This is a genomic window from Haloferula sp., from assembly GCF_049672945.1.
Lineage (GTDB): Bacteria > Verrucomicrobiota > Verrucomicrobiia > Verrucomicrobiales > Akkermansiaceae > Haloferula.
In genome coordinates this window covers 1-22,610 of the sequence record NZ_JBATWY010000172.1, presented here as the reverse complement: position 1 = coordinate 22,610, position 22,610 = coordinate 1, and the positions used below count along the sequence as shown (strand labels likewise).

At 58.5% G+C, this 22,610-nt stretch carries 22 protein-coding genes; 11 read left to right on the top strand and 11 right to left on the bottom strand.

The features are described from left to right. Window positions 1-12: 12 nt before the first annotated feature. The 3 genes from WBG04_RS15350 to WBG04_RS15340 form a co-directional block, all read right to left on the bottom strand. Window positions 13-270 (bottom strand): hypothetical protein, encoded by a 258-nt coding sequence (locus WBG04_RS15350; protein WP_424315334.1) that lies wholly within the window; start codon window positions 268-270, stop codon window positions 13-15. Between the two features lie 8 nt (window positions 271-278). Beyond that, on the bottom strand, window positions 279-422 hold the full coding sequence (locus WBG04_RS15345; protein WP_424315333.1) for a hypothetical protein: 144 nt from the start codon (window positions 420-422) through the stop codon (window positions 279-281). A gap of 123 nt (window positions 423-545) precedes the next feature. After that, window positions 546-1,772, bottom strand: coding sequence for an aspartate kinase (locus WBG04_RS15340; RefSeq protein WP_424315332.1), 1,227 nt, complete (start codon window positions 1,770-1,772; stop codon window positions 546-548). A 171-nt stretch (window positions 1,773-1,943) separates the two neighbouring features. On the opposite strand from WBG04_RS15340, the gene WBG04_RS15335 reads away from it, so the two are divergent. Next, complete coding sequence (locus tag WBG04_RS15335) at window positions 1,944-3,722, top strand: sulfurtransferase (RefSeq protein ID WP_424315331.1); 1,779 nt, start codon at window positions 1,944-1,946, stop codon at window positions 3,720-3,722. Between the two features lie 72 nt (window positions 3,723-3,794). On the opposite strand, the gene WBG04_RS15330 is transcribed toward WBG04_RS15335, so the two are convergent. Both WBG04_RS15330 and WBG04_RS15325 read right to left on the bottom strand, forming a co-directional pair. Then, a complete protein-coding gene (locus WBG04_RS15330) occupies window positions 3,795-4,577 on the bottom strand; it encodes a hypothetical protein (protein WP_424315330.1) in 783 nt (260 codons plus the stop codon). Beyond that, window positions 4,574-5,155: an RNA polymerase sigma factor gene (locus WBG04_RS15325; RefSeq protein WP_424315329.1), complete on the bottom strand. Its 582-nt coding sequence runs from the start codon at window positions 5,153-5,155 to the stop codon at window positions 4,574-4,576. The genes WBG04_RS15330 and WBG04_RS15325 overlap by 4 nt, the downstream gene beginning before the upstream one ends. 268 nt (window positions 5,156-5,423) lie before the next feature. Here WBG04_RS15325 and WBG04_RS15320 point away from each other — a divergent pair, with 268 nt between their 5' ends. The 6 genes from WBG04_RS15320 to WBG04_RS15295 all read left to right on the top strand — a co-directional run bounded on the left by WBG04_RS15320 (window position 5,424) and on the right by WBG04_RS15295 (window position 12,581). Then, window positions 5,424-6,164 carry a spondin domain-containing protein gene (locus tag WBG04_RS15320; RefSeq protein WP_424315328.1) on the top strand — a complete coding sequence of 247 codons (741 nt, stop codon included), beginning with the start codon at window positions 5,424-5,426 and terminating at the stop codon, window positions 6,162-6,164. A 169-nt stretch (window positions 6,165-6,333) separates the two neighbouring features. Continuing rightward, window positions 6,334-8,169: a family 1 glycosylhydrolase gene (locus WBG04_RS15315; protein ID WP_424315327.1), complete on the top strand. Its 1,836-nt coding sequence runs from the start codon at window positions 6,334-6,336 to the stop codon at window positions 8,167-8,169. Window positions 8,170-8,217: 48 nt separating this feature from the next. Then, a complete protein-coding gene (locus WBG04_RS15310; protein ID WP_424315326.1) occupies window positions 8,218-9,270 on the top strand; it encodes a KpsF/GutQ family sugar-phosphate isomerase in 1,053 nt (350 codons plus the stop codon). A 74-nt stretch (window positions 9,271-9,344) separates the two neighbouring features. Then, window positions 9,345-10,508 (top strand): L,D-transpeptidase, encoded by a 1,164-nt coding sequence (locus WBG04_RS15305; RefSeq protein WP_424315325.1) that lies wholly within the window; start codon window positions 9,345-9,347, stop codon window positions 10,506-10,508. Window positions 10,509-10,527: 19 nt separating this feature from the next. Beyond that, window positions 10,528-11,592 carry a peptidylprolyl isomerase gene (locus WBG04_RS15300; protein WP_424315324.1) on the top strand — a complete coding sequence of 355 codons (1,065 nt, stop codon included), beginning with the start codon at window positions 10,528-10,530 and terminating at the stop codon, window positions 11,590-11,592. A 122-nt stretch (window positions 11,593-11,714) separates the two neighbouring features. After that, the gene (locus WBG04_RS15295; RefSeq protein WP_424315323.1) at window positions 11,715-12,581 is read left to right on the top strand and encodes an endonuclease/exonuclease/phosphatase family protein; all 867 of its coding nucleotides are present in this window, start codon (window positions 11,715-11,717) and stop codon (window positions 12,579-12,581) included. A 6-nt stretch (window positions 12,582-12,587) separates the two neighbouring features. Here WBG04_RS15295 and WBG04_RS15290 read toward each other — a convergent pair whose 3' ends face one another. After that, on the bottom strand, window positions 12,588-14,120 hold the full coding sequence (locus tag WBG04_RS15290; RefSeq protein ID WP_424315322.1) for an FAD-binding oxidoreductase: 1,533 nt from the start codon (window positions 14,118-14,120) through the stop codon (window positions 12,588-12,590). Window positions 14,121-14,250: 130 nt separating this feature from the next. Here WBG04_RS15290 and WBG04_RS15285 point away from each other — a divergent pair, with 130 nt between their 5' ends. After that, window positions 14,251-15,078, top strand: a complete 828-nt coding sequence (locus WBG04_RS15285) for an SAM-dependent methyltransferase (RefSeq protein ID WP_424315321.1) — start codon at window positions 14,251-14,253, stop codon at window positions 15,076-15,078. Window positions 15,079-15,154: 76 nt separating this feature from the next. Next, entirely contained in the window at window positions 15,155-16,174 is a 1,020-nt protein-coding gene (locus WBG04_RS15280; protein ID WP_424315320.1) for an aldo/keto reductase, read from the top strand. On the opposite strand, the gene WBG04_RS15275 is transcribed toward WBG04_RS15280, so the two are convergent. Then, window positions 16,175-16,690, bottom strand: coding sequence for a hypothetical protein (locus WBG04_RS15275; protein ID WP_424315319.1), 516 nt, complete (start codon window positions 16,688-16,690; stop codon window positions 16,175-16,177). A 347-nt stretch (window positions 16,691-17,037) separates the two neighbouring features. On the opposite strand from WBG04_RS15275, the gene WBG04_RS15270 reads away from it, so the two are divergent. Then, complete coding sequence (locus tag WBG04_RS15270; protein ID WP_424315318.1) at window positions 17,038-18,480, top strand: Gfo/Idh/MocA family protein; 1,443 nt, start codon at window positions 17,038-17,040, stop codon at window positions 18,478-18,480. A gap of 52 nt (window positions 18,481-18,532) precedes the next feature. Here the strand turns inward: WBG04_RS15270 and WBG04_RS15265 are convergent, their stop codons facing one another. Together WBG04_RS15265 and WBG04_RS15260 are read right to left on the bottom strand one after the other, a co-directional pair. Then, window positions 18,533-19,099 carry a hypothetical protein gene (locus tag WBG04_RS15265; RefSeq protein WP_424315317.1) on the bottom strand — a complete coding sequence of 189 codons (567 nt, stop codon included), beginning with the start codon at window positions 19,097-19,099 and terminating at the stop codon, window positions 18,533-18,535. Continuing rightward, window positions 19,086-19,229, bottom strand: coding sequence for a hypothetical protein (locus tag WBG04_RS15260; RefSeq protein ID WP_424315316.1), 144 nt, complete (start codon window positions 19,227-19,229; stop codon window positions 19,086-19,088). Before WBG04_RS15260 ends, WBG04_RS15265 begins: the two co-directional genes overlap by 14 nt. A 282-nt stretch (window positions 19,230-19,511) precedes the next feature. Here WBG04_RS15260 and WBG04_RS15255 point away from each other — a divergent pair, with 282 nt between their 5' ends. Next, window positions 19,512-20,567, top strand: a complete 1,056-nt coding sequence (locus WBG04_RS15255) for a thiamine pyrophosphate-dependent dehydrogenase E1 component subunit alpha (protein ID WP_424315315.1) — start codon at window positions 19,512-19,514, stop codon at window positions 20,565-20,567. Between the two features lie 89 nt (window positions 20,568-20,656). On the opposite strand, the gene sufD is transcribed toward WBG04_RS15255, so the two are convergent. Beyond that, on the bottom strand, window positions 20,657-21,970 hold the full coding sequence (gene sufD, locus WBG04_RS15250) for a Fe-S cluster assembly protein SufD (RefSeq protein WP_424315314.1): 1,314 nt from the start codon (window positions 21,968-21,970) through the stop codon (window positions 20,657-20,659). A gap of 64 nt (window positions 21,971-22,034) precedes the next feature. Continuing rightward, the coding region (locus WBG04_RS15245) for a SufD family Fe-S cluster assembly protein (RefSeq protein WP_424315313.1) at window positions 22,035-22,610 on the bottom strand (576 nt) is incomplete at its 5' end.

Below are 22,610 nucleotides of genomic sequence, written 5' to 3'. Positions count from 1 at the left end.
AAATTCGCCAAGCTACTTTCGCGATTTAAGGAGCCTCAGTAAATCAAGAAGTCCAGCGCTGGGAAGTGAGGGGTCGACATAGGCGTGCAGGACGTGGAAGAGAAAGTAGTAGAATCGGCAGGCAGACCAGACGCAGACACCTAACAGAATCGCTTCCTGCCAGACTGGCAGGTCGGTGAGAAGCTGGAGGATGCCGGCAAAGAGCGTGAGGATCAGGAAGAGGATGCCTTTGGCGATGATCCAGCGTTTATTGGTGAGGTCGGGACCCATGGAAAGATTCAGGAGTCGCTCTCAAGCGTGATCTCGGAGATCGCGGCGATGAGTTCGTCGTCGCGGAGTACTCCGGCGACATAGTGACCGGCGGCGGAGCGGACAATGGCGATGGTTGGCCCAGCCAACTTCAAGTATGGGGCTGTTCGCAAGTTCGCGCTCAGGTTGGAAGGTGGTGCCTTTTTGCAGGGTTCGCAGGTGGGTCGCCGGATTGTCCCATCGCCAATAAGGGCGATGCTCCGGAAGGCTCTGCGCCGCTCCGGCGCAGCCACTCTTCAGCTCGGAACCTGGTCGAGATGGAAGGCATCGTGGACGGCGCGGGCGGCGTCTTCGATGCGGGTCTCGTCGACGGTGACGGCGATCTTGATTTCCGAGGTGGAGATCATGCCGATGTTGATGCCTTGCTCGCCGAGGGCCTTGAACATGGTGGCGGCGACGCCGGAGTGAGAACGCATGCCGATGCCGACACAGGAAAGTTTGGCGATGCCGGCTTCGGTTTCGACCTTGGCCCCTTCGCTGATGTCGGCGAGCACGGGCTTGAGTGCGGCTTGGGCGCGACCGAGGTCGTTCGAGTGCATGGTGAACGAGTGGCGTGCCATGCCATCGCTGGCGGTATTCGACAGGATCATGTCGATATTGATCTCGGCGTCGGCGAGGGCACCGAGGATCTTGCCGGACATGCCAGGCTTGTCCGGGATGTCGGTGATGGTGACGCGGGCTTGGGAGCGCTCGATCGAGACTCCGCGGATAACGACGTTTTCCATAGCGGGATGTTCTTCGAGCACCATGGTGCCCGGATTATCATTGAGTGAGGAACGGACTTCGAAAACGACTCCGTATTTTTTGGCGAATTCGACGGAACGCGATTGCATGACCTTAGCTCCTGAAGAAGCGAGTTCGAGCATTTCGTCGTAGGAAATTTCGGGAAGCTTGCGGGCGTTTTTCACGACGCGCGGATCGCAGGTGTAGACGCCATCGACGTCGGTGAGGATCTGGCAGACGTCGGCCTTGATGGCGGCGGCGACGGCGATGGCGGTGAGGTCGGAGCCACCACGGCCAAGGGTGTGAACCATGCCTTCGAGGGTGCAGCCCTGGAAGCCGGCGACGACGAGCGAGTTGCCTTCGTCGAGCGACTTGGTCATGAAGGAAGGGTCGATGTCTTCGATGCGACCGCGGGTGTGGCTACCGGAGGTGCGGATGCCGGCCTGGCGCCCGGTGACGGAGAGGGCTTTCACGCCGATTTCGTGGAGCGCCATCGAGACGAGGGCGATCGATTGCTGTTCGCCGGTGGCGAGGAGCACGTCGAGTTCGCGCTCGGCGGGGGTGTCGCCGAACTCGCGGGCCATACCGATGAGCTTGTCGGTGATGCCGGACATGGCGGAAACGACGGCGACGACCTGATTGCCGTCGTCGCGGGTGCGCTTCATGCGTGCGGCGACGTTGCGCATGCGATCGATGGTGCCGACGGAGGTTCCGCCGTATTTTTGGACGATAAGGGCCATGCCGGGGGCGGGAGTGAAGAAGAGAGCGGGACGCTTGGCAAGAACGGGATGGTAGGGGGGAAGCTCAATTTTTGACGAATGAAACGGCAACTCCGACATCATTATGGTATCGAAGGACCGGATGGCGGCGATTCGCTTGCTCCGGGTCGTTTGTCGTGATGACAATTTGCCGTGCCTGCCGTTACCAATATTTCCGCCTACCGTTTTGCTCGGCTTTCAGGTCTGGAGTCCCTGCGTGTGGAGCTTCTTGCTTGGTGCAAGGAGTGGGAGCTGAAGGGGACGATTCTGCTGAGCGGTGAAGGCATCAATTTGTTCGTGGCGGGGGCGGCGGAATCGATCGATCAGCTTCTTGAGAAGCTTCGCTCGGTTTCTGGGCTTGAGGGGCTGACTCCGAAGGTGAGCCTCAGTGACTCTCAGCCGTTCAATCGAATGCTGGTGCGGATCAAGAAGGAGATCATTTCCTTTGGCGTCGAGGCGGTGCGGCCAGCGGATTACACCTCGCCGAAGATTGCGGCGAAGGAGCTGAAGAAGTGGCTGGACGAGGGCAAGCCGGTGACGCTGCTCGACACGCGCAATGACTACGAGGTGAAGCTCGGGACTTTCAAGGGAGCGATCGATCCGAACATCAAGACCTTCCGTGGATTTCCCGATGCGGTGAGGAAGCTGCCGGAGGAAATGAAGAATCAGCCGGTGGTGATGTTTTGCACTGGGGGGATTCGTTGCGAAAAGGCGGGGCCATTCATGGAGTTGGAAGGCTTCAAGGAAATCTATCAGCTCGATGGTGGGATTCTGAAATACTTCGAGGAATGCGGTGGGGAGCACTACGAGGGTGACTGCTTTGTTTTCGATCAACGGGTGGGAGTGGATCCTGGATTGAGTGAAAGCGATCACGCGGTTTGCTTTGCCTGTCAGGCTCCGCTGAATACGGCTGAGCAGGAAGATCCACGCTATGTGCAGGGGAAGAGCTGTCCGCATTGCCACGTGGATGAGGCGGCCAAGCTCGCGGAGCGGATCGCCTCACGTCAGGCGAGGCTAAACGTGGAGCGCGATCCTCTGCCGGGCTCGGTGCCGCAGGAGAACCGGCGGCCGGTGACGATTCCAGCGAGGCACGATAAGCGGGAGCTGTTAGATGCTCTGATTGCTTTGATTCCGCAGGTTTCTCCGGGAGAGCTTGAGCAATGGTGTGATGAAGGACGCTTCGTGACCTACAGCGGTGTGGTGCGTGGAAAAGATCATGTTGTTCGAGCGGGTGAGCGGGTGCTTCAGATTTTTCCACCGAAGGTCGAGCCGTGGGTGTCTACCGACATTCGGGTGACCTATGAAGACGATGCTTTGATCGTGGTGCGGAAACCAGCACCACTGCCGATGGCCGAGCTTGGTCCCTTCCATCGCAATACGCTTCAATACCTGATGAACCAAGTTTGTGAGCTGCCGCATGTTCCGCGGGCCGTGAATCGTTTGGATACGAGCATGACGGGCTTGGTGGTCTTCGCCCGGACGAGGCATCTTTGCCGGGTTCTCAAGCGGCAGTTCATTGATGGAGATGTGGAGAGGGTGTTTCTTGTGCTGGTGAGCGGGCACCCGAAGAAGGATCGCTTCTTCTGCGACTCGCCGATTCCTTCCGAGTCGAAGCCGAAGGAAGGTGAAGAGTCGATCGTTTTGCCATCGCGGACGGATTTCCAAGTGGTCGAGCGTCGGGACGATGGCAGTGCCTTGCTTGAGGCGGTATCGAAAACGGGCTGCGCGGATCAAATTCGCATTCACCTTTCACGGCTTGGACTTCCAGTTGTGGGCGATCCTGAATTCGTTCAAGGCCGGCTGCTTGATGAGGCGCTGACTTTTGATGGGGATGCGCCGCCGATTCTGCTGCACTTGTGGAAGTTGTCTTTCGCCCACCCAAGCACAGGTGGGGCGGTGCATTTCGAGGCCGAGCGGCCGGAGTGGGCTTAGGTTTTTCTCGCTGTTGAAGTGAGCTTGTAATCGTGGGGTTGATATCCACGATTACGTGCTTGTTTCCCCCGATCAGGCGGTCCCGAGGAGGCTGCGGGTCATCTCTACGGGTTCAGAGGTCAGGAGAATCATGGTGTTTTCACCTTGGGACCAGACGGCTGAAGTGAGGGAATCGATGCTGCTCAGTTTCGGCTGACTTCCATCGCTTGGAGCGCCTGACAGGCCTGCGGTCGGGGTGGTGAAGAGGTGGATTTCCCGCATTCCGGGAAGGAGGAAGCATTCGAGGCTCACCCGGTGACCTTCGATGTCGTAGATGTGGCAGCCTTTTCGGCCGAGGGCATCGAGTGCGGGAGGCAAGGTGCTGGCGCGCGGTGCTTGGTTTGAGACAAGCCAGTCTACCACCTCTTCCTTTTCCATGCTCATGAGTGAAAGGGTGACGCCTTCGATTGAATAATTCGCCAGTGTTGCGACAAGGCGTGAAAGAGGCAGCTGTTTGGAGCGATGCCAGGTGTAGGCAATGCCGGTCGTCAGTGCGGCGGCGGCAGCCATGCCGAGCCAATGCCTCCGTGAAAATGCGTTCGGTGGTGCTTCCACAATATTCGCAGCGACGGCGGCCCGGCGAGTCTCGCGAAGGGTGGAGAGGAGTTGCTCTTCAAGTTCTGGTGGTGGCTCGGTGGCGCGGAGGCTTTCGGAGATGGCAAGGTCGGCCCCGCGCTCGGCAGTTAGTTCTGCTGCAAGCTCCGGGTCGGCCGCGATGGCTTCATGGGCAGCAGCGATCTCAGGATCGTGATCATCCTTTCCGGAAGGACTTGCAGCACGAGCCAGGAGGCGGTGTTTGTCGGATTCCGGATTCATGATGTCGGACGGAGGAGGCGGCGGATGGCGTCTTTGGCGCGGCTGAGACGCGACATGACGGTGCCGGCGGGAAGGTCGAGGACGGTGGCGATTTCGCGATAGGAGAGTTCGTCGAGGTAATAGAGAGCGAGGACGGAGCGATGAGGTTCAGGTAGTGAGTGAAGGGCATCGACGGCGCTTTGGCCATCAGTAGATTTCTCTTGGGGAGCGGGGAGGGAGGGTTCGTGGTTGGCGTTGGTTTCGTCGATGGCGACCATTCGCGAATTCTTCCGTTTCATTCGCAGGAATTCACGATAAAGGCAGGAATAGAGCCAGGATTTGACCTTGGAACGGTCGCGGATGTCTTGCCAACGGGTGGAAAGAATGACGGTGGTTTGCTGGGTGAGATCGGCGGCATCGGCGGCGTTTCTCGTCAGGGAGAGGGCGTAGGTGTAGAGGCCGCGGTAGTTGTCCCGGACGACCAGTTCGAGCCACTCATCCACGGATCCATCTTCGGTCGAAGAAGGATCTTCGGCGTTGCTGACTGCCACCGGGGAAGTAGTCGCGCCTTTTGTCGGAACATCCGAGGGTCGGGGCATCCAGTCGTAGAGACGTGGCGCAGAGATTTCTTCCCTGAAAAATGAAAATTCTTCCCAAAAAGTCTGAGCCGGTGTGTTCAGCAGTATTCTTCAGGGGAATCGGTAGCGAAATTTTCGTGATCGGAAGCCGATAAACAGCGCGCCCGGATTTTTTTTTGGAGGGGACGGAATAATTCGGTCCGGCCGGGTATCAGGGGGGCAGCAACTCAGCGGGAAACCGTCGGGTGGTCTGTCCAAAACCCCCAAACCAAACCACAAACAACATCAAATGAAATCAATCGTCATTGCAGCCGGAACCGTATTTGCCGCCACGAATCTCTGCCATGGGGTGTCGGTCCAGGTCAGTGTCACCGCCGGATCGAATCTCGCGCTTGCACCGAGCTACGGCTCCTTTAGTAGTAGTAGCACGGGCATCATCTCGGGAGGAACCATGGCTTCGGCTGGTATCGAGAGCCTCGCGGAAGATGGAGGAACCGCAGCCCTCATCGGTGAACGGGGAGGGCTCCAGCTCTTTGGCCCGACCTTCGCAGGACAAACAAGCATGACGGTGGTCGAAGTCTCGGCGACTGAGAATTTCTTCGACTTTGCGGCGATGATTCTTCCTTCAAACGATTTCTTTGTCGCCACGGGAGGGGTTGTCGGACCACTCGATATCACGAGTCTTCTCAATGGAAGTGCGAGCAGTCTGACGCTTGTTTTCAACCGCATGTATGATGCGGGAACGGAGGTTGAGGATTTTGATTTCGTCGCTGGCGGTGGTCTGGCAGGTGTCGCGGGACAGTCGGGCCCGAATCAAGGTGCTGCTCAAGGAGCGAACATCAGCCTCGTGGACGATGGCAGCAACCCCTTCGCCAGCTTTGCCAATGCGGGAGGCGTTGATATCGCCGCTCTTGATCCAGCCACCAATGGTCCGTTGGCGTCGATCACCCTGACAGTGGTTCCTGAACCGTCTTCGGTGTTACTTCTGGGACTGGGTGCGTTGGGTGTGTTCCGCCGCCGTCGGGTCTGAGTTTTTCAAATAACCGAGATCCTATCCAACAGGCCGATCTTCTGGTGAGGGGGTCGGCTTGTTGCGTGTCGTCAAAGCGCCAGCGACCGTGGCCTTTACCGGCGAAGCTGGAGGGCTTGTTACGGGGTTTGGCTTTGACATGGTGAGGTGGTGGCTAGGGTGAGGGCGGATGGGCTTTCCCAAAGGGTTTCTTTTCGGCACGGCGAACGCGGATCATCAGGTCGAGGCGCATGACCCGGCGCGGGAAGATGTGTGGGATTGGTGGGAGCGAACGCAGGGTCTGACGCCACGAGGGCGGGCGACGGATTTTTGGAGCCGATATGAGGAGGACATCGCGAATGCGGCGGCGATGGGGATGAAAGTGTTTCGTTTTTCAATCGCATGGGCACGAGTCCAGCCGACTTGCGGGACATTCGACAAGGAGGCGCTGGCGCATTACCGGATGGTGGCGGAGTGCGTGAGATCGCATGGGATGGAGGTGATGGTGACGCTGCACCACTTCGTCTGGCCGGTATGGCTGGAGCGGGATCATGGAGGGATGATCGGTGAGGAGTTTCCGGAACTCTTCGCGGGTTATGCGGAGCAGGTGGCGGAGTCGATGGGCGATGTGGTGGACTGGTGGATCACGTTCAACGAGCCGAGCCAGCTGACTTTCGGCTATATCAAGCCGTGGTGGCAGAACCGCTATTTCATGCCACCGGGCTTGCCGCGTGGCTCATCGGTGGATGCGGAGGCGGAAGCGGTGGGGAAGCTGGTGCCGAACTTGTTTCGGGCTCATGCGCGGGCGCGCGAGGTGGTCAGAGCCCGCTGGCCCGAGACGAAAGTCGGGGCGAACCCGCTGGTGACGGGATTTCCAGGCTGGTTGCAAATGCTGATGGATTGGGGGGCTTGTCATCGTGGGCTCTCGGAAGCTTTGTTCAAGTTCACGACCAAGAAGCCGCTGGTGAGCGAGCGGGGTGAGGTGGATCTGGTGATTGGTGAAGTGACTCCTCAGGAAGCGCTGCGTTTCGAGACGAGCGATCCGTATCGCGAGGGACTGACGGATGAAAGCGGTGGGGGATTCGTGGTGGCGGCACCCTATGGTCACTCGCGTCTGTTAGAGCAGGTGGACCGGGTGATTGCGGATTGGAGAGACGACGATGTCGAGGCAGGGAAGCGCGAGCGGGTGGCACCGATGTCGCTGCATGAGGTTTTCAAAAAGGGCGACAGCCTGCCGGATCACATGTCGAGCGGGCGTGGTTTTCGTCGGGTGAGGCGGCGGGGAAAAGTGCGGATCGCGCTGCTGGCTGGGGCGAGTAATGAGGAGAGGTCACTGGCACGAGCGATTGCGAGGGAGTTGCTCGGGGATGGGGGTAAGCTGGATCTGATCGAATTGCGCGTGGTCGAGCGGTTGCAGGTTTTGGAAACCAAGTCCGGCTGGTTGAACTGGGCGTGGCGATTTTGGGGGACGACGAGTCTGATCGCGAACGCGAACTGGTGGTATCTGGGGATGGCCGGGAAGCTGCCACAAGAGCTGTGTCCGAAGGAGGCGGTCGGTGCGCAGGACTTTGTGGGTCTGGACTACTACTGGGGATTGCCGACCTGGCGCTTGCATCGTTTCCGGCTGCTGGAGGATGCGGCGCATGGGCGCTTTCTCAAGGCACCGGTGTGGGCGCGGGGATTGTTTCATGCGCTGAAACGGCTGCACCGGTGGTTCCCGGATCTGGAGCTTTTGGTGGTGGAAAATGGCTGTGTGCCGCAGGCGGATGGGATGACTCGTAGCGAATACGTCCGCGCTCACCTGGCGGAGGTGGAGAAGGCGATCGATGAAGGGGTCCCGGTGAAGTCCTACACGTATTGGTCGATCACTTCGAATCGCGAGTGGGGTCATGCCTTCGATCCAAACACGGATTTTGGCCTGTACTTTGTGGACTTGGACAAGGATCGCGAGTTGAGACGAGTGGCTTCGACGGAGGTGGAACTGTTGAAGCGGGTGATTGGGGAGGCGGCGGGTGGTGAGGGCTGATTTTGGGGGTGTTGGGTTGGGGCGGCTGGAAAGCCGCCTTGCCCACTCATGGCGCTCGGGAGAGCGCCACTCCTGAAAGAGCCACTCCTTGGCTTGCCGGATGGGGGATGGGGGGGGATGATGGGCGGCATGGATGCGGTCGCCCACGGGAAACGTGTGATTGAGTTGGAAGCCAATGCCTTGAAGAAGATGCAGGAGAGGCTGAGCGAACCGTTTGGTCAGGCGGTGGAGATGCTCAAGGCTGCCTTGGATACGCGCGGCAAGATCGTGGTGGTGGGGATTGGGAAATCGGGAAACATCGGCCACAAGATTGCGGCAACGCTGAACTCGACTGGCTCGACTGCGGTGGTGCTGAACTCCCAGAATGCGCTTCACGGTGACCTTGGACTGCTTTCGGATGGTGATGCTGTGATCGTGCTTTCCTACTCGGGTGAGACGGTCGAAATGCTCGATCTGCTGCCCCACATCAAACGCTTCGAGGTCAAGGTGATCACCTTGACGGGAAAGCCGGACTCGACCTTGTCACGGCATTCGGACGTGACGCTGGATACTTCGGTCGAGCGCGAGGCCTGCCCGATGAATCTGGCGCCAACTTCTTCGTCAACGGCGATGCTGGTGATGGGCGACGCACTGGCGATGGTGTTGCTTGAGGCGCGTGGGTTTGATGAGGAACAGTTCGCAAGATTCCATCCCGGAGGAGCGCTGGGTCGGGCGCTGCTGACGAAGGTTTCCGACATCATGCGCGCTGGCGACAAGCTGGCCTCGGTGGATGAGGGAGGAACGGTGCAGGACGCATTGGTTGCGATGTCGAGTGCTCGTGCGGGTGCTTGTGTGGTGGTCGCGGCCGATGGGAAACTGGCGGGGATTTTTACTCACGGAGACTTCGCCCGCAGCTATCAGGAGGATCCGATGGTTGGCGGGAAAGCGGTGGCGGATCTGATGACGCGCGGGCCGATTTGTGTTTCGGCGGATTCGCTGGCGGCGGAAGCGGTGAAGACCATCGGCTCGCATCGGGTGGACGATGTGGTGGTTCTCGATGCCGAAGGAAAGCCGGTTGGTCTGGTCGACACACAGGACCTGGCGCGGTTGAAGATCGTCTAGAATTGGGAAAACCGCATGACAGATCGGGGGAAGGCTGGCATGTTCCCGCCGTCCCGCCCCAATCCTGTTTTCCTATGTTTCGAACTATTCCGGGTCTTGTCCTGATTGCTGCAATATCGATGGCTGCGGTGGCAGAGGTGCCACGCGCCCTGCCTGTTGATCCTTCCGAGATTACGCCTGAGTCCGGCTTGAAGCCGTTGGATCCCGGGCCACCGGCAAGAGAGGCGAAACCGTTGCCTCCGGGTGAGGTGGTCTTGCCGGAGATGAAGAAGAACCCGAGGTCCGATACGCCGGACATCAACGGTCTTCCGACCGGGGACGATGCGGTGCGTTTGCAGATCTTTCTCGATCAAAGCCATTTCGGTCCGGGCGTCATCGATGGCAAGCCGGGGAGGTTCACGATTCTCGCGGTGAATTCCTGGAATGAGGTGAATGGCCATCCTTCCGGAGAAATGGGTCCGGTAATGGCGGCGGCGCGCGCGGCCGTGCCGAATCCCTTCGCGGTGGCGATCGTACCCGAGGTGGCGACGAAGTGGGTGAACACCAAGCTTTCGTATAAAAAAGCGCAGCAGGCCAAGGAAAAGCGGATGAGCTACCGGAGTTACGCGGAATTCATGTCGGAGCGCTATCATACCGACGTCGAGTTCCTGATCGATCTGAATGGATCGAGCAAGACGTATGGCTTGCAGCCGAGGTCGTCGGTGATCGTGCCGAATGTCGGTCCTTTCACGATCGAGAGCCTCACCGGTTCACGCTACGATCCGGAACCGCTCCTCGAGTCGCGCCATGTGGTGGTGGATACGAAGATCAATCAGGCGCGTATTTATGAAGCGACCCCGAAAGCGCTGGTGGTGACCGATCCGGACGCACCGATGCTGGTGACGGCGAATCAGGCTTTGGTTGCCTCGTTTCCGATCACGCCTGGCAAGCCGCAGTTCATCAAGTATGGCCAGTGGAAGCTGAAGAACTGTGTGCAGTTGCCGGTGTGGCGCTACGATCAGTCTTTGCTCGATGGCAAGGGGCGCAGCAGCAATTACCTGAACATTCCGCCGGGTCCTAACAGCCCGGTGGGTGTGATTTGGGCGGGCCTCACCGTTTCTGGTATCGGGATGCATGGCACCTCGGATCCGGAGACCATTGGTCGAGCCAAGAGCGCGGGCTGCATTCGGATGGCGAATTGGGATGCGGTGAGGTTGCCGGACTTCATTCGCCCGGGGGCCACGGTGGAGATCCGCTAGGAGGACCCCTCTTTTCACCATGCGTCCTGCCAAGAATTTTGTGGTTCGAGTGATCGTCTATTCGATCGGATTGCTCTACTTGGCGGGTGATCTGTTTCTTTTCAACGGACCACTGAACCGGAAGATCCAAGCGGGGAGACCGGACAGTCCCGAGTCTCTGCAAAGAGCCAAAGCGCAGGGGGTGGTGGCACGGGTCTTCGGGCATTCGATCTATCTTCCCCAGGTCGAGCGGGCCGCTCGGGAACGGTTGTGGTTGGAGGGCAGGAAGATCGAGGACTTGAGTAATGACCAGCGCCGGATCGTCAGGCTCGCGGCCATGAATGATCTGATCGACCACCAGATTCTACGGACAAAGGTTCTCCACAATACGGCGGATGTGCCGGTTTCTGAGTCCGAGATTGATGAGGCGGTGCTGAGGCTTGCGGCACGCTATCCGGGCCGCGATGAAATGCAGGCGGATCTCATCGCCGAAGGCATCGACAGTGAAGAGGAATTGCGACTTCGCCTGGGGGCGAGGATTCAGCAGCACAAGTATGTCGAAAGTCGAATCGCTGACGGGATCACCGTGGCAGAGGACGAGGGAAGGGAGTGGTTCGAGCAGCATGCGGATGATTTCGCCATGCCGCCGAGGGTCCGGGTCCGGCACCTTTTCAGGGCAACCTTGCGCACGGAGTCTGAGGCGGCGAAGGAAGTGCTCCTTGAGGCACTCGAGGACTTGAAGGCGGAACGGAAGAGCTTTGATGAACTGGCATCGACGCTGAGTGAAGATCCACGGACCAAGGAGTCCGGAGGCGAGCTGGGCTGGATGACGGCGGCGCGTTTGCCCGATGATTTCGCCAAGCCGGTCTTTGCGATGGAGGTGGGGGAACCGCAGTTGATTCGCACTAAGATCGGATGGCATCTGGTGGAGGTGTTGGAAAAGCGACCGGCTGAAAAACGTTCGTATGATGATGCGAAGGAGGAGGTCATCGCTGCCATTGAAGCCTCGAAGCGTGAGATCATGGTCGGGCGGTTGCGCCAGGCCCTGAGGTCACGCGAGGAGGTGGGAGTCCATGTGTTTCCGGAAATGATCAGTGGCGAATGAAGGAGGGAGCCGAAAGACTCCGAGACAGAGGACGGAAGACAGGAATTTTCCCGCGGACCGCCTGTGTGGCATCGGCTTTCCTGGTGATGCTGGGGTGTCGGGAGGAGGCACCACCGAAGACGGTGGCAATTCGGCAAGATGGCGTGCTTGAATTGAGGCTTTGTAGTTTCAACGTCCGCTATGAGGGCGATCAGGACAAGGGCTGGAGAGCATGGCCGAGGAGGCTGGATCGAGTGGTGCGAAGCCTGCGCGAGATCGATCCGGATGTCTTCGGCATTCAGGAGGCGCTGCACGGACAGGCTGCTGACCTCCGGGCGTCGCTTCCGGATTATGGTTTCTTCGGCGTCGGGCGTGATGACGGAAAGCGGGCTGGCGAGTATTCGGCGATCATGTGGAAAGCGGATCGCTTCGAACTGGATCCCGAGGATCAGGGAACCTTCTGGCTTTCAGACGATCCTGAGACACCGGGGTCGAAGAGTTGGGGAAACAGTGTGGTTCGCGTCGCGACTTGGGTGCGGCTCGGGGATCGTGCGACCGGTCGATCATTTTATGTGTTCAACACCCACTGGGATCATCGTAGTCAGGCATTTCGCGAGCGGGCGGCGCCGTTGATGGCTATCCGGATTGATGGCCGGAAGCACCCCGAGGATCCGGTGGTCTTGCTCGGCGACTTCAACGCGACGAGGGGTAACCCGGCGGTGGATTATTTTGTGGGTGATCGGGTCACGCTGGCGGGGAGCAGGGAAGGTCCCTGGGTGGGTAAGATGCTCGATCCGTATCAGGCGCTGAAGGGCAAGGAGCGGAATCGACGAACCCTTCATTTTTGGGAAGCCGATGGCGGTTCCCGGCTGGACCGCTTGAAGGTCGACCACATTTTCGTCAGCGGTGGTGCCGATTTACTCGATGCGGGTATCTGGAAGACCGCGAACCGCAGGACCGAGCCTTCGGATCATTATCCGGTGTGGGCGAAGGTGGCTTGGCCGGAGTAAGCTTTTCTAGTCGAGGAACTTGCCAGGATTGAGCGTTGCCTGCGGGTCGAGGGCTTTCTTGATGGCGCGGTGCACTTCGAGGTTGTTCTCGCCGAGGGCTTTTTCGATCCAGGGCTTTTTGGCGAGTCCCACGCCGTGCTCTCCGGTGATCGCGCCGCCCTTTTTCAAGACCCAGGCGAAGAGTTGATCGAGAGCGGCATCGGCTTTCATGCGAACCTTTGGATCATCATAATCGGCCACCATCAGGTTGGTGTGGATGTTGCCGTCTCCGGCGTGGCCGAAGCAGGCCACCGAGATGCCGGTTTTCTCTTCGAGCTCGCGGGCATACTCGACGAGTTCGACCAGCTTCGAGCGGGGAACGACAATGTCCTCGTTGAGTTTGGTGAGGCCGGTGTCGCGCAGTGAATAGGAAAACTCGCGTCGCATTTTCCAGATCGCCTCGCAGGCGGCCTCGCTTTCCGCCTTATCAATGCGGGTGGCACCCACTTTCCCAAGCAGGGTGAAGAGTTCATTGAGTTCGGCGGCCACGCCCTTGGGTCGCCCATCGATTTCGACGATCAAATGTGCCTGTCCCTCGGGCAGCATTTCCGTCCCGAGCCGCTTGCGTGCGGCGGCGAGGGTGAAGCCATCGGTGATTTCCAGAGCGGACGGCAGATGCCCGGCATTGAGAATGGCCTGCACGGCTGCGGCTGCGGTTGAGAATTCGGGGAAGACGGCTGCCAGCATGGCACGAGCGGGCGGTTTGGGAATCAAACGCAGGGTGGCTTCGGTGACGACGCCGAGCATGCCTTCGGAACCGGTGAAGAGTCCGACAAGGTCGAAGCCGGTCTTGTTCTTGTGGACCCGGCCGCCGCAGCGCATCACGCGTCCGCTGGGAAGGACGACTTCCAGGCCGAGGACGTAATTACGAGTGACGCCGTACTTCAGACAGCGTGGTCCACCGGCATTGGTGGCGATGTTTCCTCCAAGTGAGCATTCCTTGAGCGAGGCGGGATCTGGCGGGTAGTCCCAGCCGACGGCTGCGGCGGCCTCTTGCAGCACGCCGGTAATGACTCCGGGCTGGACGACGGCCACGCCATCTTCCGGATTCAGTTCGATGATCCGGTTCATGCGTGCGACGGAGAGGGCGATGCCTCCGTGGACAGGGACGCAGCCTCCGACATAACCGACGCCGGCTCCCCGGGTGGTCACGGGGAGCTTGTGGCGGTTGGCAAACTTGAGGACCTCCATGACATCCTCCCGGGTTTCGGCGAAGACGACGATCTCCGGATTGTGCTTCGCATTCCACTTGTCCTTGGAGTGGAGGTCGATGTCTTCCTTCGAAAGTGAGATCAGCCGCGGTTCGATGCGCTCTCCGAGCAACTCGGCCAAAATCTTCGGGTCGGTCTCGGTCCGCTCTGTGGAGGAATCTTCGAACGCGCTGGGTTCGTCAAGATCCCGAAATTCGTCGTTGTCGTAGGCCGTTGCAATGACGGGACGGCCCGACTTGTTGACTTGGTCGCGCTTGACCCAGGAATTCCGTTTCGGCGGCAGTTTCACAGGTTTTAGGATGCGCCGGGCGCGAGGTCGCGTCAACAGGGATGGTGGTGGATTTGTACTGATTTGCAGCAATTTGCTGCAGGATTTGCGGTCTACAGGGTGCGGATTTCCTGACACGATTCGGTAGAAAATGAGTGGGACCAAGGTCGATATCCAAGCAAGGCAGGTGGCGGCTCACTATGATGACCTCGACACGATTTACCGGAAGATTTGGGGAGAGAATCTGCACCATGGATTGTGGGTGGATGGGGTGAGGTCGGCGGCCGAGGCTGGTAGACGGATGACCGATCTTGTTGGTGAGAATCTCGATCTTCGTCCGGGAGAGCGACTGTTCGATGTTGGCTGCGGCTATGGGAGGATGGCGGCTGATTTGGCGCGCCGATTTGGGGTGGCTGCTGAAGGGATGACCCTTTCACGCAAGCAATGGGAGCAGGCGGTTCCGGGGGTGGAGGTGAGCTTGGGGGATTGGCTCGAGAACCGCCTGCCTGATGAGCATTATGAGGCCCTGGTGGCAGTTGAGAGTCTTGAACACATGGCAGACCCGCAAGGTGCCTTGGCGCAAATGGCTCGGGTGATGAAACCAGCAGGGCGTGCCGTGCTTTGCTGTTGGCTGGTGGTGGAGCGGCCAAGTTGGCTGGAGCAGCACCTGTTTTTGAACCCCATCCGTCGCGCCGGCCGGCTTGGGGGAATGACGAATGAGCGAAACCTGAGGCGGTGGATCGAGGCGGGGGGCCTGAAACTCATGACCGCCAGTGATTTGAGCAGGGAAGTTGCCGGGACTTGGTCATCGGTCCTCTGGCGTGGTTTGATGGGGGGTTTGAGAGATTCCGAATACCGTCGGGCCGCTCTGGCCGCTTGGCGAAGATCGGACCTGTGGCTGATATCAATCAGAATCAGATTTGCTTACCACATCGGAGTGCTTCGCTACCTCATTTTGACAGTTGGACATCCTGATTGATAGGGGTTTAGACGAGTTGCTTGATTGAAGCGTATCGGCCTTTGCATCGAATGCGACTGGCGCTAGATTCGATCTCATGGAACAGCGACGACTCGGCAAGAGTGGATTGGTGGTGAGTGAGATCTGTATGGGGACGATGACCTTCGGGCTTCAGGCCGATGAGGCGGAGAGTTTTCGAATCATGGATCGGTCGGTGGAGGCGGGTATCGATTTCTTCGATACGGCGGAGGTCTATCCCGTGCCGCCCAGCGCAGAGACCGCCGGGCAGACTGAGGAGATCGTCGGGCGTTGGCTGAGAACGAAGCCGCGTGAGAGTGTGATCATTGCCACGAAGATTGCGGGGGCGGCGCATGGTTGGTTCAACCCACCGATCCGCAGCGGCAAAGCAGCACTGGATCGAGTGCATCTGCGCAAGGCACTGGAGGGGAGTCTGCGCCGCCTGCAGACCGACTACATTGATCTCTACCAGATTCACTGGCCGGACCATGGCATGCGCTATGAAGACATGCTGGAGCCGCTTGATGAGTTTGTCCGGGAAGGCAAAGTCAGAGTGATCGGAACCAGCAATGATAACTCGTATGGCCTGATGAAGTCGCTGTGGGCTTCGGACAGTGGTGGCTATGCTCGGATGGACACGATCCAGAACAACTTTTCGCTCAACAATCGACGGTTCGAGGACGAGTTGGCGGATGTCTGTCGGCGCGAAGGTGTCAGCCTGTTGCCCTACAGCCCGATTGCGGGAGGGGTGCTATCGGGAAAATACAACGATGGTGCGACACCGAAAGGGGCCCGTTTCAGTGACTACATCTTGGCAGGAGGTCCGCGTCAGAAGGCGATGGCGGCCCGTTTTGTCAATGATCGCAGTGTCGAATCAACGAAGCGTTTCATGTCGATTGCCGCGGAAACAGGTATCGATCCAGTGACGCTTGCGGTTGCTTGGAGCAAGCAGCACGACTTCGTGGCAAGTACGATCGTTGGAGTAAGTGCGGAAGCCCAGCTCGATCCGATCTTTGCGGCTGCGGGCTTGAAGCTCGACGAGCCAACGCTCAAGGCCATCGACAAGGTGAGCAGGGAACTTTTGTATCCAATGGGATGATCAGCGACCCATCGCCTCGCTCAATGCCTTGAGCTTTGACTGGATCGACTCGAGGGCTGTTCTGGTTTTCGAGCTTTCTTCTGCCGTTTCCTTGGTATCGAGGGCAGCCTGCTGCCACGCTTCGATGGCGAGCTTGAGTTCGGGGATGGAAAGCGCTTTCTGATACCTTGCCGCCTTTGCTTTGGCCAAGGTCTGTTGGGTGATGGAGATCTCGAAGTCGTTGCCGCCACCGATCGCTCTCTTGTAGGCTGTTGAGGCCATCGCTTCGGCGTGATTGGAGTCCGCCATCTCAGGGTGATTCGCCAAGGCTTCCGCTAGCGCCGAATAGGCCTCTTTCTCAGCGGCACCCTTTGGGGTTGCCTGCTTCTCGCGCTCTCTTTCGGCGATTGCCTCGATGGCTGGACGCTGGGCAAGAACCTCTTCCGCCTGGCGGGTTCGTTCATCAACGTACTCCCAGGAAAGGTCAGCGATGGCGGTGGTGGGGAGAAGGAGCGCGGCGACGGCGAACAATCTCATAAGTGAGGGTAACGTGAGGCTGGAGTTCGCCCATTACGTGATCGCGTAGTGGAAGATCAGTTTGTGGGTCGAGGTTGCGGGCGGCAGCGGAATTTTTCGAATAAGGAAAGGTCTTCGGGTATGGTCGGGGCTCGTGATCTACTGGTCGAAACGATTTCAGGTTTTGAAAACTTGATACAAGTCAGATCGTGATGGGTTGATGCCGAGCGACGCGGATTTTAACTTATCAGCCAAATTGACTTGGAGGGAATCGGGCTTATCGTCGGGGGTCGATTTTCTCCTTGGAGAGAAACAGGCCAGAAGAGATCATCGCGATCATTTCCGGAACCTCTACAACGATACAAACCATGAGCACTCTGCCACGTCGCCGATTCATCCAGCAGTCCTTGTTTGCTGCTGGTTCTACTCTAGCCCTAGTAGGTCGAGGGATGGCCGCCCCCAGCGAAACCATGCATGCTGCCGTGATCGGTCTGGGAGACCGGGGCAGGTTGCTGGCGAATCAGGCAGCGGCGGTTCCTGGCCTCAAGATTACATGGTTGATCGATGCGGACGAGTCGCGTGCCAAGGCAGCGCTGAAGATTGCCCCGGGAGCTAAGGTTGCGCAGGACATGCGTGAGGCGCTTGATGACAAGGAAGTGGATGTGGTCATTATCGCCACGTGCAATCACTGGCATTGTCTGGCGGCCATTTGGGCCTGCGAGGCAGGAAAGGATGTGTATGTGGAGAAGCCGCTGGGTCACAATATCATGGAACAGCGCCGCCTGATTGAGGCGACCGACCACTACAAGCGGATCGTGCAGGTTGGCACGCAGCAACGTTCTGATACCGTTCAGGAAGAAATCCGTCAGTTCCTCCATGATGAGAAAGAGCTCGGTGAGATCCAGTATATCCGGGCTAACCGCTATGGTTTGAGACCTCCGGTTCCAAGGACCAAAAGTGCGTTGAAGATTCCAGGAAGCGTCGACTACGATCTCTGGTGCGGTCCTGCCGAGAAGAAAAAGCTGCACCGGGAGAAGCTCCATTACGATTGGCACTGGGATTGGAACACTGGCAATGGAGAGATGGGGAATTGGGGGGTCCACATTCTCGACGATGTGAGGAACGTTGGCCTTGCCGATGCGGTGGGCTTGCCCAAACGGCTCTTGGTCGGTGGAGGTCGGGTGCTCTGGAATGATGCGGGCCAGACTCCGAATGTGCATTTTGCCTACTACGATACCGGGTCGATTCCGGTGTTGTTCGACCTTTCAAATCTCTCGATCAAACCGGGCTCGAAGGGCGAGCCAGCTTACATGGGCACCCGGAGTGGATACACCGTGTTTTGCGAAGGTGGTCGCTACAGCGGTGGGCGTGGTGGCGGTGCTGCCTTCGATAAGGACAACAAGAGGATCCGCAAATTCAGCGGAAATGCCGGCAAGGGTCATATGGAGAATTTCGTCGATGCCGTCAGGCAGAGAAAGCGCTCCATGCTTCATGCAGATGTCGTTCAAGGGCACTACTCAAGTGCTTGGTGCGAATTGGCAAATGTCGGCTACAAGGTCGGAGGCGACTACTCGCGCGAAGCCGCGATTGAGGTCAACAAGTCGAAGGCCGAGTGGGCGGAATTGGTCGATCAGGCCAATGAGCGTCTCGTCAACCATGGCATCTCGTTGGAGGATCCGGCGATCAAGCTCAGTCCGGTGATGGATCTGGATCCGGAGTCCGAGCGCTTCACGGGTGGCTTGGCTGACAAGGCGAACGGCTATCTGAGTTGCGATTACCGGCCGGGCTTTGAGTTGCCGACGGTCGGGTGATGCATGCTCAAGGTTTGCCCGGTCACGCGACTACGCTGTTGGTTCGCATGGACTACAACGGCGGGAGGCTTTCGAGAATCGTGGTGAGGCGCTCGCGGGTGCCGTGGGTGTCGCACCAGTTTTCGATGTAGGGCATGTCGAGGGTCTCGGGGCCTTGGACGGCGAGGACATCGCGGGCGTCGTCGAGGTCTTTGGATCGGCCCCAGCGGATTTTCTGGACGATCACGTCTTCGGCGGTGGGGAGCCAGGTTTCGAGCTGGAGTTGTTCGCTGGGTAGCAGGAGTCGCCGTTCGAATTGTGATTGGACGAAGGGATCGTCGAAGAGTTCGAAAAGTTCAACTTGGATGGCGGAGTGGCCAATCGGCTGACCGATATGACGTCGACCCCGTGTTAGAGTATCGAATTGGACTTGGGCACCGAACTCGATTTTGGGGGCAAGCCTAGTGATGATTGATTCGATTTTACCTTTACCCGCAACGTCGAGGACGATGTCAAAGTCTTTGGTCGAGCGGGGAATGCCATAGTAGTTGAAGGCGAAGGCTCCCGTCACCATGTGACGGACATCTTCCGCTTCGCAGGCCTTGATGACCAGGGTGGCGAGTTCTTCAACGGTGGGCATGAGCCGGCAATTCGGTGGTGTAGCGGCCGTGGTCGTGAACCTTGCGAAGACGGGCGAGCTGGCGACGAATTTCGGCCCAGCCGAGGTCGATGTCGTCGGTCTTCAGTTTCCACATGGCTCCGGCAAGCATGCGCTGTCCGACTTCGTTGGTGATTTCGAAACCGGCTTCCTAGCGTTGCTCTGGAGTCATCGAGCGGGCGCGGAGAACCTTTTCCCGGTAGATCGAGTCCTGAAGGTCCTTCAGGGCTGTGGGGTGATCGTGCGGGTTGCTCATGGGGCAAGATTACCGAATGGATGCGATGGCTGCAACTCATCAGGCAATGAGGCTCTAGGGAGAGTTTTGGCTTAGAGCTCGATCCGTATCGGATCCTGCTCGTCTTAGGGGCGAGCATGATCCAGTTTTATTTTGCTAATGAGTGCCAGTGTTTATGGGAAAGACGAATTTAATTGCGGATTGAGCGGTGCGGAAAAGATCGCGATTTTTATCCAGATGGTTCGGATTCGGCGTTTTGAGCAAAGGATGATTTTGGACTTTTCCAGAGGAGAGATGGGTGGATTTTTGGTTTCCAGTATGGGTCAGGAGTCGATCGCGGCTGGGGTGCGATCCGTGATGATTCCGGCCGATCACGGAGTGAGTGGCTGGCGGGGAATGGGGCATGCTTTGGCGGCGGGGATGAGTATGGAGTCCATGGCGGCGGAGCTGATGGGTCGAAGTGGCGGCTGCTCGAAAGGGAAGGGAGGAATGTTTTCCTTTTTCGATTCGTCGAAGCATCACTGGGGATGTCATGCGACGGCGGCGGGTCAGGTGCCCCTGGCGGCGGGCTTTGCGTTTGCTCTAAAAATGAGGGAGATCCGGGGAGCTGCGGTTTGTTTTTTGGGAGAGGGAGCGGTTAATCAAGGTGTCTATCACGAGTCCTTAAACCTCGCAGCTTTGTTCGATTTGCCGGTGGTCTTTGTTATTGAGAACAATGGCTATTCGATGGGTACTTCACAGCAGCGATCCTCGGCCTTTAAGGACTGCCTCGCCAAGCGAGCGGAGGGTTATGATATCGAGTGGGACCGCTTTCCTGATAGCGATGTCTATGAAATTCGGACTCGTGCAGGGCGGGCTTTGCAACGGGCGAGAAATGAGTCGAAGCCTACGGTGTTGGAAATTGAGACTTACCGCTACCATGGAGCGACAATTGCGGATGCAAGTTCGAAAAAGTATCGGACACCAGAAGAGATCATGCTCTGGAGGAATACCCGCGACACACTGACCTTGTGGGAGGAAAGGTTAGTGCATGAAGGTGTTCTCGATGAACGCCAAGCGAAGGGAATTCACGAGCAGGCGAAGCATGAAGCGCTGGCAGCGGCGAAGTTTGCGATCGACTCACCGCCACCAATGATCGCGGACATTGGGACGGATGTTTATGCTGAGGTGGACGAGAAGGGTCTGGATCAGCTTCTTGGGAGATATTTCTTCTGAAGCTGCTGAAGCTAGGTAGAGGAAGAAGCTTCTTTTTTTGTCAGAGAGCAGGATAGCTGGCGGAAGGAGTTGCAAACTCCTTCTCCCTATTAGGCTCCGCCGGTGGCGATGTGGGCGAATTTGTTGTCGAGATGCCTAAGGACGAGTGCTTCGACTTTGTCGTCGCCGAGGCGCTCGATCACTTCAACGGAGAAACCGCGGGCAATGAGTTGGCGAGCGCGGATGGGGTCGATGCCGCGGGCGCGGAGATAGAAGATTTCTTCTTCGCTGATCTGTGAGCTGGTGCTGCCGTGCGAGCATTTCACATCGTCGGCATTGATCTCAAGACCGGGCATGGAGTTGGCCTCGGCATCGTTGCTCATGAAAAGATTGCGGCAGGTCTGGTAGGCGTCGGTGCGGTGCGCCTTCTCGTCGACGAAGATGAGTCCGGAAAAAATGGTACGAGACTTATCGTAGAGAGAATTCTTGTAGAGCAGATCGCTGTAGGCTCCGGCAGAGACGTGGTGCTGGAAGGTGCGCTGGTCGTATTCCTGAGTGCGCGCGGGAACGCTGACACTGAGCATGTCCGAGCGTGAGCCCTCGCCTTCGAGACGCGAAAGGGATTCGTTGCGCGCCCAGCTTGCTCCGGTGTTGAGGATGAAACCTTTGGCGGTGGCGTCGCGGGCGGCACCGGTTTCGTTGATCTGGATGATTTTGGTGTTTTCGTTGAAGGCTTGGATGGCGACGTAGTCGAGCTTCGATCCGGGGCCGGCACAGAGGTCGTTGAAGGCGATGCAGAGGCCGGCGTCGCTGTCGTTTTCCGAAAGGAAGGTGTCGATGACGCGGACTTTTGCATTCGTGCCAGTGACGATGAGGGTGTGCGGGAAGATCGTGCTCTTTTCACCGGAGAGCCAGTGGAAGACTTCGATGCTGCCTTCGACTTCGACGTTGTCGGGGACGTGAACGAAGAGTCCGTTTGAGAGGCGCGCTTCGTGCAGGGCGGCCCATTTGGCGGAGCCGAGACGGGTGTCCTGCTGCATGAAGTGCTGCTTCACGAGATCGCCGTGCAGAAGCATGGCTTCGGCGAGCGGCATGCAAATGACGTTCTCGGGAAGTTTGGACTCAATCTCGATGAGGGTGTCGTTGACGAAGATGAACTTGGCAGCCGATGCCTCCAGGCCGAGCGAACGTTCGATGAGGCTGCCGGTGTCTTCTGGGACTTCGGCGTTTGCAAGGTAGCTGGAAAATTCGAGCTGCTTGATGCTGGAGAAACGCCAGTTTTCGTCATTGCGCTTGGGCGACGGAGTTTCGAGGAAACGTTGCCAGGCGGAGCGCTGACGTTCGGCGAACCAGTTGGGCAGGTCGGCAGGAGTTTCCGGGGCGCTGTCGAGGATGGAAGGAGATGGTTCGAGCACGGTGGACATCGAGAATAGAGGTAGAGGAAAAGTTCAGGGGGTACCACGCCTGTTAGGAACAGGCGTTCGTTGTTCAGCCGACGGAACCTTCCATTTCAAGGTCGATCAGGCGCTTGAGTTCGACGGAGTACTCCATTGGGAACTCGCGGACGAGGTCGTTGATGAATCCGTTGACGGCGAGCGACATGGCCTGGCCTTCGTCGAGGCCGCGTTGCTGCATGTAGAAGAGCATGTCTTCGGAGACTTGGCTGACGCTCGCCTCATGCTGAGTGGCGTGTTGGTTGCCCTTGACGGTGATGGCCGGGTAGGTGTCCGTGCGGCTGTTCGTATTGATCAGCAGCGCGTCACACTCGGTGTTGTTCTTGCAGCCCTTGAGGTGCTTGGGAATGTGGACCTGACCGCGGTAGGTGGAGCGTCCTTCGCCGACGGAGATCGACTTGGAGACGACGTTCGAGGTCGTGTTGTTCGCGGCGTGGATCATCTTGGCACCGGTGTCCTGGTGCTGGCCGGAGTTGGCGAGGGCGATGGAGATGACTTCGCCTCGGGCGCGCTCGCCCTTCATGATGACGCCAGGATATTTCATGGTGAGGCGGGAGCCGATGTTGCAGTCGATCCAGCGGACTTCGGCGTCTTCCATGGCGAGGCCGCG